Source organism: Microcoleus sp. B4-D4 (genome assembly GCF_036705185.1).
Classification (GTDB): Bacteria; Cyanobacteriota; Cyanobacteriia; order Cyanobacteriales; family Microcoleaceae; genus Microcoleus.
Genome location: NZ_JAUBTX010000015.1, coordinates 102,224 through 116,767 on the forward strand (window position 1 = coordinate 102,224; position 14,544 = coordinate 116,767).

Below are 14,544 nucleotides of genomic sequence, written 5' to 3' on the forward strand. Positions count from 1 at the left end.
GGCAAGCCGCAATAAACCACACTCCCTTCTAGGGATTGAAACTTTTTCGTGAGCGTCGATCGCTTTCTCAATTTTTACAGTGCCGCAATAAACCACACTCCCTTCTAGGGATTGAAACGCACACGGCAAAATTATTCGATGAGTACCGGGAAAGCCATGCCGCAATAAACCACACTCCCTTCTAGGGATTGAAACTTCGATTGTCATTCCCGGCGTGTCGCGAACAATCCCGCGCCGCAATAAACCACACTCCCTTCTAGGGATTGAAACTCCACGACAGTAGAGCGTCATCCAGACGATTACAGCCGCAATAAACCACACTCCCTTCTAGGGATTGAAACTGACTTCATTAGTGAGAACCGCTCCCAAAGGTTTGCTCGTGCCGCAATAAACCACACTCCCTTCTAGGGATTGAAACATGGATAACGGGTGCGATACCCGACAACAGACGCCGCAATAAACCACACTCCCTTCTAGGGATTGAAACGCTAGAACGCAATTCTAGCTACCTATAAATTCATTAGCCGCAATAAACCACACTCCCTTCTAGGGATTGAAACGAATATTACCATCAGCATCGGTACGAGCTTTTCTGCCGCAATAAACCACACTCCCTTCTAGGGATTGAAACCTACTTTTACTGTGACCGGGCAAACTTTTCAGCTTTGGCCGCAATAAACCACACTCCCTTCTAGGGATTGAAACTCGCAGAAGCAACGCCAACAATCAGCCGAAGCGATACTCAAGCCGCAATAAACCACACTCCCTTCTAGGGATTGAAACTTGGGAATCTTTACCCGTCCGGTTGGGTTAATTAAGCCGCAATAAACCACACTCCCTTCTAGGGATTGAAACATTTGCAAAAGGCTTGATACCAACTGTGCAAATCAGCCGCAATAAACCACACTCCCTTCTAGGGATTGAAACCTGAGTTGCGATCGCAATTCCTGCAATTCTGTTTTGAGCCGCAATAAACCACACTCCCTTCTAGGGATTGAAACTGTACTTTCCTGTGCTGCACTGAGTTTGTGGCTAACCCCACGCCGCAATAAACCACACTCCCTTCTAGGGATTGAAACCCGTGCCGATGACCATAGATGTAGCGAGAGCGCCAGCACCTAGGGCCGCAATAAACCACACTCCCTTCTAGGGATTGAAACGAGAATATTGATACTCTTTCTGTTGCCGTTCCTGCCGCAATAAACCACACTCCCTTCTAGGGATTGAAACTTGATTCTAGTAGCTGATATTTGCCCAGTTAAAGCCGCAATAAACCACACTCCCTTCTAGGGATTGAAACTTCATGTTGATTCTTCTACTTCTTGTATTCATTCTCGCCGCAATAAACCACACTCCCTTCTAGGGATTGAAACCCAAATTTATCTGAAATACAAGGTAAATTTGAAAAAGGCCGCAATAAACCACACTCCCTTCTAGGGATTGAAACTCGAAGCGATTCCATCCAGAGGTACAGGGGACAATTGCGCGCCGCAATAAACCACACTCCCTTCTAGGGATTGAAACAAAGTCGATCTAACTGGCTTTGCGGTAGGAGCTAAAGCCGCAATAAACCACACTCCCTTCTAGGGATTGAAACTGTCAGGTACGGGATTAAAAATGCGCTCGATCGCTTGCCGCAATAAACCACACTCCCTTCTAGGGATTGAAACATCTAGGCGGCCGAAATCCAATGAATAAACATCGAAGTAAGCCGCAATAAACCACACTCCCTTCTAGGGATTGAAACCCTTTTATTTACCTGTACAAATTATTAAATAATGAAGCCGCAATAAACCACACTCCCTTCTAGGGATTGAAACGCGAAACAGTCACAGGGTTGCAGCCCCGTAACTCGGAGCCGCAATAAACCACACTCCCTTCTAGGGATTGAAACAATAACGGAAATACTCATCTCGAACCACTGATTTGCCGCGAGCCGCAATAAACCACACTCCCTTCTAGGGATTGAAACTGGCTCCAAATACTGAGAAAGCAGGCAATTGTTGTTGAGCCGCAATAAACCACACTCCCTTCTAGGGATTGAAACTTTTCCAGAACCGAGGACGGCGGCCTTTGATGATAACGCCGCAATAAACCACACTCCCTTCTAGGGATTGAAACTTATACCAAGAAGGAAGGAAGTAACATACTATGGCAACTAACGCCGCAATAAACCACACTCCCTTCTAGGGATTGAAACATAAATGCCTGACGAAAATTGGAAAATCGCTCTACGCCGCAATAAACCACACTCCCTTCTAGGGATTGAAACTTACTCCTTGGGGTCTGGGCGGAATAATTACGGAGGCCGCAATAAACCACACTCCCTTCTAGGGATTGAAACTTCTGTTTTTCGTTCTCATGACGATGATGATGAGCCGCAATAAACCACACTCCCTTCTAGGGATTGAAACTAGCTGTAATCTCGTCGCAGCCGATCGACATTCAAGCCGCAATAAACCACACTCCCTTCTAGGGATTGAAACTACCAGCTAAATCGCAAGCTAACACAATCCACAAATAGCCGCAATAAACCACACTCCCTTCTAGGGATTGAAACGAAAAGTTTGATTTCGACAAATTCACGACTGAAAAAGTTAAGCCGCAATAAACCACACTCCCTTCTAGGGATTGAAACCGACTAAGGCGGATAGATTACTACAGCACCGGACAGGCCGCAATAAACCACACTCCCTACTAGGGATTGAAACGAATAAATTAGGATATTGCGTACAATTCTGGAGATTTTACCGCACTTTTGTCGTTAAAATACAGTTGCCAAATTTCGTAAATACCGACATTAAACAGGTTTTTTGAGAATCTGAAAAGTTGCTAGACAATGTTTTTTTATAACCCAGTTAAATGCCATACATCTTGTTGTGCGGCATACATTTTGTGCCACCGACATCGATCAATTTTACGCTGATTTGGTAAATATCTAAATCGGAGACTAAAGCCTCATAGACCCTTTCATATCGTTTCCGGTTGCATCGGAATCATAAAATCGAGTCAACAGTTAACACTCAACCATTCAGTTTTTCGACCCGCCCGTCAACAGTCAACAGTCAACAGTCAACAATCATGTTTGAGTGCAACCGGAATTGATATCATCCCTACACTAAATTCCCAGGGTTTTCAGAGGATTTCTGATAAGCTCGCCAGCCGCCGAGATCGGAAATATCGATCGCACCCGCCACAGCATAAGACTCGCACAAAAAGCCCTGCACCGTAGAGCCATCCTCCAACACCAGCGTACCAATTCCCAAGGGCGGAGGAATTTTAGCGACAAATTCGCCAAAAGCCGCGATCGACAACTCCCAAACTTCCACCTCGATCGCCCTACCGCCCGCTGGTTGACGCACCAATCCCGGCTTGCCGATCGCAGTCCCCGTCAAAGCGTACAGCTTGTAAATCGGGCTAGTACGGCAGGCGCGCACCAAAATACCTCCGAGCTCGATTAATTGATAATTCAGCGGCTCACCGCTCAAATGAGCGCCAACCACAGCTATTTTGACTCGTTCTTCTGAGGGGAATTTGGCGGGGCTGGCGGGTTCCGGGACGGTGGGCAGCGGTAGACCGGTTGCGCCCAAAGTTCCCCCCAAGCTGACGCCGAAAGCAGAGCCCAAGCGACAGAGGGATAAATCGTGCCACGCAGGAGCCATCAGTGTCAATCCTGCGGGCAATCCGCTGCTTTGAAACCCGCTGGGAACTGCGATCGCACACAAATCGAGCAAATTCGCAAAGTTCGTGTAGCGCCCGATATTGGTGTTTAGCGCGATCGGCTCTGCTGCAACTTCAGCCACAGTATAAATCGTACCTGTCGTCGGCACCGCCAAAACATCCATTGACTGCCACTGAATTTCTGCCTGCTGGCGGAGTTCGGCCAACCGGTACGACGCGCGGTAGGCTGATACTGCATCGTAGCGTTTGCCGCCGCTGATAATCTCGTACACGATCGGATCGAGATCCTCTGGGTGCGCGTCGAGGAAATCGCCGATCGCCGCCAACCTTTCTGCTACCCAAGGCCCGCCGTAGAGCAGTTCGGCAGCATCCGCAAAGGGTTTGAAGTCAATAGGTGCGATCGTGCAGCCCAAAGATTGCAAGCGCGCCAGAGCCTCTCTGTAGCGCTGTTCGGCTTCTGCATTCCCGAAAAATTCCAGTTCCGCGTCTCCGGGAACCCCCACCCGCAAGCGGGATAAATCAGGCAAAACTTTCGTTTCAGGGCGGCGGGAAAACGCATCCTCAGCGTCAAAACCGCTGGCTACTTGCAGCACCGAGGCCGCATCCGCGCAGGTGAGAGCGAACACAGAAACGCAATCGAGCGATCGCACTGCCGGCACCAGCCCGCGAGTGCTTACCAGCCCGCAACTCGGCTTCAGCCCGACAATGTTGGTAAAAGCAGCGGGAACCCGCCCCGAGCCTGCGGTATCGGTACCCAGAGCAAAACTCACCAATCCGGCGGAGACTGCTGCGGCGGAACCGGAACTCGATCCGCCCGGGATGTAGCGCCGATCGAACGGATTGCGGCAAACTCCATAGGGCGTGCGGGTTCCCACCAATCCCGTGGCAAATTGATCCATGTTTGTTTTGCCGATCGCGATCGCACCTGCGGCACACAAACGCTCTACAACTGCGGACGATCGTGCTGGAGTGCGAGCAAACTGCGGACATCCCGCCGTAGTGGGAACGCCCGCCCAATCGAGATTATCTTTGATCGCAAAAGGTATCCCGTACAGCGGTAACTGCTGCGGGTCTAGGTTTTGCAATGCTTTGGCGCGTTCGAGGGTTTCCGCCTGCGGTGCTAAATAAATCCATACCGCCGGATCTGCATAGCGTTCGATCCGATCGTACACGCTCGCGACGACATCTGCAGGCGCGATCGAGCCGGTGCGGTAGCGATCGAGCAGCGAATGAATGTCGAGACTGTTGCTGTAGTTAAATTTTTCCATAATGCACCGTCAGTCGATTTTAGATTTTAGATTTTAGATTTTCGATTGAAGAGTTGACTTCATATCAATTCCGGTTATATGGGAATGATTTAACCGCAGAGAACGCAGAGAACGCAGAGGGAGATCGGAGAGAGATGAATAGTTCCCATGCTAAGGGATTTGAGATCACAGGCTGTGTTTGGCGATCGTTATTGCAAATAGAATGTTAGTTTACCGCATTGTCGATATTGTCGATCGTATTCGCATCCAGTCTAGGGCGATCGAAGTATTTCTCAAAAAATCTTCAATCCTGGCCTTGCTGGTGCAAGTCTGTGTGCCCGTAAACTTCGCGATTTCCAACCGCCGGGTTTTATCCTCCAAAAACTTTAATTTTACAAATCCGATAAAAACCATTTTTTGTAACATTCTACACAGTTTATCATCAAGCTTGCTGTTACCGTTTGAAACGTAGCAATCTAGTAAGACTGCACGCTACGGTATGCTTACCTTTTTAAAAGCTAAGCGCACTGCTGTTACCGACAGTCTCGCATAACTCTTTGGGTTGCAAACAGGATTTATACAGACAAAAATCGAAAAATTTAACCGCTTCTAGGGTTCCGATTTGAATCAGTTTCTAACTCTGTTTAGACAGTTCGAGTGCTGGTCCGAGAGAAGCAGACTGGTCATCCCAATATTATATTAATTTGAGGGAAACACTAGCCAGTTACACGGCGGGATAAAAGCCCGGGAGAAACGCGATCGACCAGCAAGGCTCGATTCGTTAACTCTCGGGCTTTATCCTTGTATATGAAGGGTTTGCGGGAGCTAAGGAAGCCAAGAAAGGTGCAAAAGCTCGATCGACATATTCACTTTTAACCAGCAACGAGAATCTGCTATGAATATCCGATATTGCTCCCCCAAAATAACGCGATCGCCCTTATCCTGCTGCGCCCTATTTTTCATTACCTTGTTTTTCGCTGTTGGCTGCGTCAACCCGGCAATTTACATCAAAACCACGACAGAAACAGAAGCAGCTTCTTCAGTAAGTGCTGATGCAGTTCGACTTGGATTCAGCGCGTGGCCCGGCTGGTTTCCGTGGCAAATTTCCAAAGAACAAAAAATATTTGAAGCCAACAATGTTGCCGTAGACTTAAAATGGTTTGACGGCTACTTAGAATCGATCAGCACCCTCACAGCAGGACAGATAGATGCTAACAGTCAAACCCTCGGCGATACAGTAAACTCCATATCAGGCGGCGCCGACCAAGTAATTGTTTTAGTCAACGACAACTCGACAGGAAATGACAAAATTATTGTCGCCGAAGGCATCAATTCCGTTGCCGATTTGAAAGGTAAAAAAGTTGCAGCAGAGGAAGGTACAGTCGATCACTTTTTATTGCTGTTAGGGCTTAGAAAAGCAGGTTTATCAGTGCAAGATATTCAATTTGTACCGCTGGAAACCGGCAAAGCTGCGGCAGCTTTTGTAGGAGGGCAAGTCGATGCGGTGGCAGTATTTGCGCCGTTTACCACGCAGGCATTAAAACGCTCGAACAGCAAGGAACTGTTTAGTTCAAAAGATTTTCCTGGGGCGATTTCCGACCATTTGGTGTTCACCCGAAAGTTTATCGGCGAACACCCCGATCGAGTGCAAGCCCTGGTCAATTCCTGGTTTGCAACATTGGAATACATGAAATCAAATAAAGAGAAATCTTACCAAATTTTAGCCAACCGCGCCGGAGTCAGCGTTGAGGAATACAAAGAATATGAAAACGGCACTAAGATATTTACGATCGAGGAAAACTTGAAAGCCTTTCAACCGGGAAATGACATGACATCATTGCAGTTTGCCGCGGCAGAAATGACTAAATTCCTCGTCGATGTAAATTTAGCAAAAACCCAACCAGACATCAGCACATTATTTGACGATCGTTTTATAAAAGCTTATGCCGAAGGTAAAAGCTAAAAGGTATAATTTACGATGGTGCAGACACAAAAAACCTTAAAAAAAATACTTTTTATAATCCCCAAAATCTACTCCAATTACTCGACAAACCGTTCTGTAATTAAATCATGCCACCAAATCCCGATCCGCGATCGATCCAATCCCACCTCAAGCAAAAAAGCCTCAATCCCACCGTTTTCTGGCGGATTGCAGAAGAGATACCACAACCCCTCAATATTGGGTTAACGGTAACATCGATCGCACTGCCGCTGCTGGTGTGGTGGCTAGTAACAACCTTCGCCAACGTAGACCCCAAATTTTTGCCTTCCCCCGGCAAAGTTTTAGAGGCATTTGGTCGGCTTTGGAACACTCGCGAACTTTTGAAAGACACGGTAGCGAGTTTGTGGCGGGTAGGAGTTGGCTTTCTGTTCGCCTTGGTTTTTTCCATACCAATTGGCGTGCTGATGGGCAGTTTTCCCAGCATTCGCGCCTTGCTAGAACCCATGTTCGGCTTGATGCGATATATGCCCGCACCAGCATTCATTCCCCTGCTAATTCTCTACTTGGGAATCGGCGAAGAACCCAAAATAATGCTGATATTTATCGGCGTCTTTTTCTTCAATTCGCTGATGGTGATGGATACAGTCAAGTTTGTTCCAAAAGACTTGATCGAATCTACTTATATGTTGGGTGGGAATCGCTGGGAAATCCTCACTCAAGTTATTTTTCCCCACGTTTTGCCGGGAATTCTTGATGCTAGCCGCATCAACCTAGCTGCGGCTTGGCAATTGGTAATCGTCTCGGAATTGATTGCCGCCACCGAAGGCTTAGGCCGCCGGATCAGCGTCGCCGGTCGATTTCTCAGAACAGATGAAATTTTTGTGGGGCTGATTGTCATTGGGGCGATCGGACTGACTTTTGACTTGCTTTTTCAATATCTGCTGCGGGTTTCTTGTAAATGGTCAAGTCAGAAACAGTAAGCAGATGTTAAAAGGCAGACTGGTGTCATTTTTTTACTTACAATACAGAGGATAAACTCATGTTTCTACAAATCAACAATCTGCACAAAAACTTTGAAACCAAAAAGGGTAAATTAGTTGTCCTCAAGGACATCAATATGAGCATTAAGCAAGGCGAATTTATCTGCGCGGTAGGCGCATCCGGTTCGGGCAAATCTACTCTGTTGAGGCAGATTGCGGGATTGGACAAGCCGACAACAGGGGATGTGAAAATTGAAGGCAAAGAAGTTGTTTCGCCTGGGCCGGATCGAGGTATGGTATTTCAGCATTACACTCTTTATCCTTGGATGAACGTGCAGGAAAATGCCGAGTTTGGCCTCAAACTTCAAGGCGTTTCCAAGAAAAAGCGGCGCGAACAAGCTAGCTATTATTTGAGTGTGGTAGGATTGACGCAGTTTGCTTCGTCGCTACCGAAGGAATTGTCGGGCGGGATGAAACAGCGGGTGGCGATCGCCCGCGCCCTCGCTTCTGAACCTAAAGTGTTATTAATGGATGAACCTTTCGGCGCCTTGGATATCCACACTAAAGAATCGATGCACGAATTCATGCTGGATTTGTGGCGCCGCACTCAGATTACAATCTTTATGATTACCCACGATGTCGAAGAAGCGGTGTTTCTTTCTAATCGGATTTATGCTTTGGGCGCTCGTCCCGGTACAGTGAGAAAGGAAATGTCGATTAATTTGCCCGATCGCACTCCCAGCGTTAAACGGCACGCCAAATTCCACGATTATCGCGACGAACTCATGGATTTGATGCGGAAACACGGACAGGAAGCAGTTGCAATGGCTGCTTAAATAGAAATAGGTTTGCAGTTGCACTTTTACGGGCGGGCAGGATGCCCACCCCACAAGAAAACTCACTCTTTGTGGAACAGGCATCTTGCCTGTTCTTGAGAATGGTGCAAGATATCAGTGGAGATAAATATTACTTTGGGAGAGGGGAGTTTTGCCACTACAAAATACTATTGTTTTGTTTTGCTAACCTACCTAAATACATCAGGAGGAACTTATGGTGCAACTATCATCCATCGACACAAACTCAGAAATTGATTCAAGCCTCGTATTAGTCGAAGAAACCGTACCGGGCGGCGCGTACTGGTCGGGAGTCATCAAGCGGGGAAACACCCTGCGAATCACCGATTTAGAAGGCTCTCGCGGCGTTTCCATGCTGTGCTACAACGCCGATAATGCGATCGAACGTTTCAACGCAGCAGACACGGCCAAAATTCAATTCAACGCCTTTCTCAAACAAGGGATGGTGCTCTACACAGACATGGGACGCATCCTATTTTCCATCACCCAAGACACCTCCGGCTGTCACGATTTGCTAGGAGGATGCAGCAACGCCATTAGCAATGCCAAAAAATACGGCGAAGGAGACTGGAAAAACTCCCGCGACAACTTCCTTAAAGCCCTAACTCGGTGGGGATTGGGCAAAAAAGATATCATGCCGAACCTCAACTTATTTACTCGCATTGCCGTCAAACCAGACGGCACGATGGAGTATCGCGAAGGCTGCGAGAAACCGGGTAGTTTTATCGATTTGCGAGCCGAAATGAACGTATTGACAATTATCTCTAACTGCCCCCACATCCTGCATCCTGCTTCAATTTACGATCCAAAACCCATCCAAATTCAGATTGTGAAAACCCCCGCACCCGCACCAGACGACTTGTGCCGCACCGCCAACCCGGAAGCAGTGCGCGGCTTCATCAACACCGATGCTTTGTTCGTGCAATAGACCTGATTCCACAACTCAATCTTGTCCGCACCAATCTGCGGTGAAAAATTATGCAATTCCATCACAAAAAGTGAACCATGACTGCAACCACTCAACAAATCCTCGATCCAAAAACAGCAATTTATAACGAAGTTTTACCAGCCAGACATCCCTGGTCTCGCGTCATCAAAAAAGGACAGATTCTTCGGATTGTAGATTTAGGCGGCAATCAAGCAGTAGATTTTTTAGTTTACAATGCCGATGACCCTTCCGAACGCTACAGCGCCCCCGATACGATCGTCAATCAAGGCAACATCTTTGTCACTACAAACAGCCAACTCATATCCAACGAAGGGCGAGCCATGATGACCATAATTGCTGACTCCTGCGGGCGGCACGATACCTCCGGCGGCGCCTGTAGCTGCGAGAGCAATTCCGTGCGGTTTGGGCTAGATAAAAAATACCAGCACGCCTGTGTTGAAAATTTCCTCGCCGCAATTCTTCCCCACGGTTTGGGTAAACGAGATTTAGTCAGCAACATCAACTTCTTTATGAATGTTCCGGTTAGCGAAGATGGCACGCTAGAAATTGTTGACGGCATCTCCGATCCGGGAAGTACAGTTGATTTGCAAGCTGAAATGAACGCGCTGGTTGCTATTTCTAACTGCCCGCAAATGAACAATCCTTGCAATGCTTACAATCCTACGCCGATTCAGTTGATTGTTTGGGATGCCGTATAGGTTGTAGCTGCATACCCATCTGAAACCGCCAGGGGTTTAAACCCCTGGCTAATAGCTAAAGTCCTCTTTAGAGGACTGAAGAATCGATTGCCCATTAGCAATTATCCAATTATCAATTAGCAATTCCCAATTCCCAATTCCCTAAATGTTTAACAAAGTTTTGATTGCAAATCGCGGTGAAATAGCTTGCCGAATTATCCGCACGCTCGATCGCCTCGGAATTGCTTCAGTAGCAGTATATTCTGAAGCCGACGCCCGCGCCAAGCACGTTTTCGCCGCCAGCGAAGCCGTTTGTATCGGTGCAGCCGCCGCAGCCGAGAGTTATTTGCGGTTCGATCGCATTCTCGAAGTTGCGCGCCAAACAAAAGCTCAAGCTATTCATCCGGGTTACGGCTTTTTGAGCGAAAATGCTGAATTTGCCGAAGCTTGTGCAAGCGAAAATATTGCATTTATCGGCCCGACTCCGAGTCAGTTGCGCTGCTTCGGATTGAAGCACACCGCGCGGGAAATAGCCGCTGCAAATCAAGTGCCGCTAACCCCCGGAAGCGAACTTTTAGCAAGTTTAGAGGATGCGGAAAAAGCGGCTGGGGCGATCGGCTATCCGGTGATGCTCAAAAGTACCGCAGGCGGCGGCGGCATCGGTTTGCAGGCTTGTTTTGGCGATCGAGATTTGGCAGAAGCATTTGAAAAAGTACAGCGTTTGAGTCAAAGCAATTTTAAACAAAGCGGCGTTTTTTTAGAGAAATACATTCAAACAGCCAGACACATTGAAGTCCAAATCTTTGGAGATGGCAAAGGAAATGTCATAGCCTTGGGCGAGCGAGATTGTTCGGTGCAGCGGCGCAATCAAAAAGTAATTGAAGAAACCCCCGCCCCTGCTATTAGCGACGAACAGCGAAATCAGTTGTACCGTGCAGCCGTGCGGCTGGGAAAAGCGGTAAATTACCAGTCAGCCGGTACTGTTGAATTTGTCTTTGATGTCGATGCGAAACAGTTTTATTTTTTGGAAGTCAACACGCGCTTGCAAGTCGAACACGGCGTGACTGAAGCTGTCAACAACATCGACCTCGTTGAGTGGATGGTAAAACAGGCTTCGGGAGATTTGTTCCCCCTAGAAGAGTACCGCTATCGGCCGCAGGGACACTCAATTGAGGTGCGAATTTATGCGGAAGATGCCGGCAAGAATTTTCAGCCGAGTTCCGGGTTGCTCAATCAAGTTGCGTTTCCAGAAAACGTCCGCTGCGACAGTTGGATAGAAACCGGCACGGAGGTAACTCCTTTTTACGATCCGCTGCTAGCCAAAGTAATCGTTTGCGGGGATAATCGAACCCAGGCGATCGTAAAACTAAAAGCTGCTTTAGATGCCAGTGAAATAGCGGGAATTGAAACTAATTTAGATTACCTCCGCCAGATTTTGGACGATTCCAGATTCAACCGAGGCGAACTGAACACGCGCTTTTTAAACTATTTTGAATACGCACCTTTAACGATCGATGTATTGGATGGGGGAACCTACAGCAGCATTCAAGATTATCCGGGGCGGATTGGCTATTGGGATGTTGGCGTGCCGCCTTCTGGGCCGATGGATCATCTGGCATTTCGATCGGCAAATCGTTTAGTAGGAAATCCCGAATCGACAGCAGGATTGGAATTCACAGCGACAGGCCCAACTCTGCGCTTTAATGCCGATACAGTTATTAGTTTGACTGGTGCAATTATGAAGGGAACGCTAAACGGCGAATCGGTGCCGTTTTGGACAGCAATTCCCGTAAAAGCTGGCAGCATTCTCAAGTTAAAAGCCATTCAAGGCGGCGGCTACCGCACTTATTTAGCGGTAAAGCACGGCTTTAATGTCCCCGATTATTTGGGCAGCAAATCAACTTTTGTACTGGGCAAATTTGGCGGACACGCGGGCCGCACGCTGCGTCCGGGAGATGTGTTGAAACTGCTTCAAACTGCCACTCTGGAAGCGGAATTATCTTTGCCACCGGAACTAATTCCCACCTACAGCAATAATTGGGAAATCGGCGTTTTGTACGGGCCTCACGGCGCGCCGGATTTCTTTACTGAGTCAGACATCGAAATGTTTTTCTCCACAGAATGGCAGGTGCATTACAACTCGACGCGGACGGGCATTCGGCTGATCGGCCCGAAGCCCACCTGGGCGCGTCAAGACGGCGGAGAAGCGGGTTTGCACCCGTCTAACATTCACGATAATGCTTACGCGATCGGCACGATCGATTTTACGGGCGATATGCCTGTAATTCTCGGTCTGGACGGCCCGAGTTTGGGAGGTTTTGTGTGTCCTGCTACTATTGTGCAGTCGGAATTGTGGAAAATTGGGCAACTGAAACCGGGGGACAGCATTCGCTTTCACTGTTTGAGTTTTGCTGAAGCTTTGCAGCGGGAATTAGCACAAAATCTGCAAATTGCTACTTTTTGTTTGGCTGTTTTTGGGGAAAATGCGGAGGAATTGCCCGCAGTTCCCGCGTCTCCAATTTTGCACGAAATTCCCGAATCTCCGGGACAGGTTGCTGTTACTTACCGTCAAGCTGGGGATAAATATATTCTAGTTGAATACGGCCCGTTGGTGCTGGATTTAAATTTGCGTTTTCGGGCGCACGCATTGATGGAACATTTGAAAGCAAATCCGTTGCCGGGTGTTATCGAATTAGTGCCGGGAATGCGATCGCTTCAAATTCACTTTGAGGGCCGCCAGATTTCGCAACAGCAGCTAATGCAGGCGCTGATTGCGGCGGAGGCGGAACTTCCGGCGATCGAGGATTTGGAAGTGCCGGCGCGAATTGTGCACTTGCCTTTATCTTGGGAAGATGAATCGACGCTGTTGGCCATTGAAAAATATATGCAGTCTGTGCGATCGGATGCACCTTGGTGTCCCAGCAATATTGAGTTTATTCGCCGCATAAACGGGCTTGACAGCATCGAACAAGTCAGAGAAATTGTATTTAATGCTAGCTATTTAGTGATGGGTTTGGGAGACGTTTATTTAGGCGCGCCAGTCGCAACTCCCCTCGATCCGCGCCACCGTTTGGTTACTACTAAATACAATCCCGCCCGCACTTGGACTCCTGAAAATGCAGTTGGCATTGGCGGCGCGTATTTGTGCGTTTACGGGATGGAAGGGCCCGGAGGTTATCAATTTGTCGGCCGCACGGTGCAAATGTGGAATCGGTTCAAACAAACGGCGGATTTCCAGTCTGGTAAACCTTGGCTTTTGCGCTTTTTTGACCAAATCCGATTTTATCCGGTTTCTCATGAGGAATTGCAGCGCTGTAGGGAAGCATTTATCGAAGGAAAGTTTAAATTAAAGGTTGAGGAAATCACTTTTAATTTGAGAGAATACAATGAGTTTTTGCATTCTATTGCTAGCAGTGCGGCTGAGTTTAAAGCGCAGCAGCAGGCGGCATTTAATGCAGAGCGCGATCGCTGGGCCGCATCCGGGGAATTTGACGCTGAATCTGCAACAGAAGCGCAGGTGGATATGGCTTCTGAAACAGCGGCGGAGGTTACTTTGCCGATCGGTTGTGAGGCAGTTGTCGCTCACGTTTCTGCCAGTGTTTGGCAGGTGCTGGTTAATGTTGGAGATGCGGTTGCTGAGGGCGATCGCCTGTTAATTTTGGAAGCGATGAAAATGGAAATTGCTATTACTGCTGATGTTGCGGGAACTGTGGCGGAATTGTTTTGTGAAAAGGGGCAAACTGTGACAGCCGGACAAATTCTAGCCGCGATTCAACCCCATTAAAAATACTTCAAATCAACTCCGGTAGCATCGGAATTAATATTACCCAGAGTCAGGACACGGCAGTGCCGTGTCCCTACAATTAATTGGGGTAGGGACACGGCACTGCCGTGTCCGAACTATCATTCCGATTACCGGAAACGATATCAAATCCCCGCAGTAAAAATCTTTTTTCCCCAAACAAAAAGCGCCCCTATTTCTAGGAGCGCTTTTTGTAATCTCAGACTAAAACTTAGCCGTTGATAGAAGGAGCAACCATTGCTACAGGAGTAGTTTCAGCAGCAGCCAAGTCAAGCGGGAAGTTGTGAGCGTTGCGCTCGTGCATTACTTCCATACCCAAGTTAGCGCGGTTGATAACATCAGCCCAGGTATTGATACCACGACCTTGAGAGTCGATAATCGATTGGTTGAAGTTGAAACCGTTCAAGTTGAA

At 48.0% G+C, this 14,544-nt stretch carries 8 protein-coding genes, 1 pseudogene, 1 CRISPR repeat array and 1 riboswitch (1 of these 11 running past the window's edge); of the genes and pseudogenes, 7 read left to right on the forward strand and 2 right to left on the reverse strand.

Going from position 1 to position 14,544, the window contains the following annotated elements; genetic code table 11:
* Positions 1–2,711: a CRISPR direct-repeat array (repeat unit 37 nt; unit sequence GCCGCAATAAACCACACTCCCTTCTAGGGATTGAAAC); it begins 3,767 nt to the left of the window's first position.
* 402 nt (positions 2,712–3,113) lie between these two features.
* On the reverse strand, positions 3,114–4,949 hold the full coding sequence (atzF, locus tag QUB13_RS14185; protein ID WP_333381804.1) for an allophanate hydrolase: 1,836 nt from the start codon (positions 4,947–4,949) through the stop codon (positions 3,114–3,116).
* 202 nt (positions 4,950–5,151) lie between these two features.
* Between atzF and QUB13_RS14190 the strand changes: the two genes are divergently transcribed.
* From QUB13_RS14190 to uca, 7 genes are all read left to right on the forward strand, one after another.
* Entirely contained in the window at positions 5,152–5,400 is a 249-nt protein-coding gene (locus QUB13_RS14190) for a hypothetical protein (RefSeq protein ID WP_333381806.1), read from the forward strand.
* 126 nt (positions 5,401–5,526) lie between these two features.
* A riboswitch (guanidine-I (ykkC/yxkD leader) is annotated at positions 5,527–5,681 on the forward strand.
* 142 nt (positions 5,682–5,823) lie between these two features.
* A complete protein-coding gene (locus QUB13_RS14195; RefSeq protein ID WP_333381808.1) occupies positions 5,824–6,891 on the forward strand; it encodes an ABC transporter substrate-binding protein in 1,068 nt (355 codons plus the stop codon).
* Positions 6,892–6,998: 107 nt separating this feature from the next.
* On the forward strand, positions 6,999–7,850 hold the full coding sequence (locus tag QUB13_RS14200; RefSeq protein ID WP_333381810.1) for an ABC transporter permease: 852 nt from the start codon (positions 6,999–7,001) through the stop codon (positions 7,848–7,850).
* 59 nt (positions 7,851–7,909) lie between these two features.
* Positions 7,910–8,686 (forward strand): ABC transporter ATP-binding protein, encoded by a 777-nt coding sequence (locus QUB13_RS14205; protein ID WP_333381812.1) that lies wholly within the window; start codon positions 7,910–7,912, stop codon positions 8,684–8,686.
* Between the two features lie 214 nt (positions 8,687–8,900).
* Entirely contained in the window at positions 8,901–9,632 is a 732-nt protein-coding gene (locus tag QUB13_RS14210) for an urea amidolyase associated protein UAAP1 (protein WP_333381814.1), read from the forward strand.
* Positions 9,633–9,709: 77 nt separating this feature from the next.
* Positions 9,710–10,351, forward strand: coding sequence for an urea amidolyase associated protein UAAP2 (locus tag QUB13_RS14215; RefSeq protein ID WP_333381816.1), 642 nt, complete (start codon positions 9,710–9,712; stop codon positions 10,349–10,351).
* A 145-nt stretch (positions 10,352–10,496) separates the two neighbouring features.
* Positions 10,497–14,114: an urea carboxylase gene (uca, locus tag QUB13_RS14220; RefSeq protein ID WP_333381818.1), complete on the forward strand. Its 3,618-nt coding sequence runs from the start codon at positions 10,497–10,499 to the stop codon at positions 14,112–14,114.
* 229 nt (positions 14,115–14,343) lie between these two features.
* Here the strand turns inward: uca and QUB13_RS14225 are convergent.
* Positions 14,344–14,544 (reverse strand): annotated as a pseudogene (locus QUB13_RS14225) (photosystem II q(b) protein); the annotation flags it as partial.

Bases quoted from the DNA above. Each gene is read 5' to 3' on its own strand.
- atzF (WP_333381804.1), bottom strand. From the start codon at position 4,949: ATGGAAAAATTTAACTACAGCAACAGTCTCGACATTCATTCGCTGCTC.
- QUB13_RS14190 (WP_333381806.1), top strand. From the start codon at position 5,152: ATGTTAGTTTACCGCATTGTCGATATTGTCGATCGTATTCGCATCCAG.
- QUB13_RS14195 (WP_333381808.1), top strand. From the start codon at position 5,824: ATGAATATCCGATATTGCTCCCCCAAAATAACGCGATCGCCCTTATCC.
- QUB13_RS14200 (WP_333381810.1), top strand. From the start codon at position 6,999: ATGCCACCAAATCCCGATCCGCGATCGATCCAATCCCACCTCAAGCAA.
- QUB13_RS14205 (WP_333381812.1), top strand. From the start codon at position 7,910: ATGTTTCTACAAATCAACAATCTGCACAAAAACTTTGAAACCAAAAAG.
- QUB13_RS14210 (WP_333381814.1), top strand. From the start codon at position 8,901: ATGGTGCAACTATCATCCATCGACACAAACTCAGAAATTGATTCAAGC.
- QUB13_RS14215 (WP_333381816.1), top strand. From the start codon at position 9,710: ATGACTGCAACCACTCAACAAATCCTCGATCCAAAAACAGCAATTTAT.
- uca (WP_333381818.1), top strand. From the start codon at position 10,497: ATGTTTAACAAAGTTTTGATTGCAAATCGCGGTGAAATAGCTTGCCGA.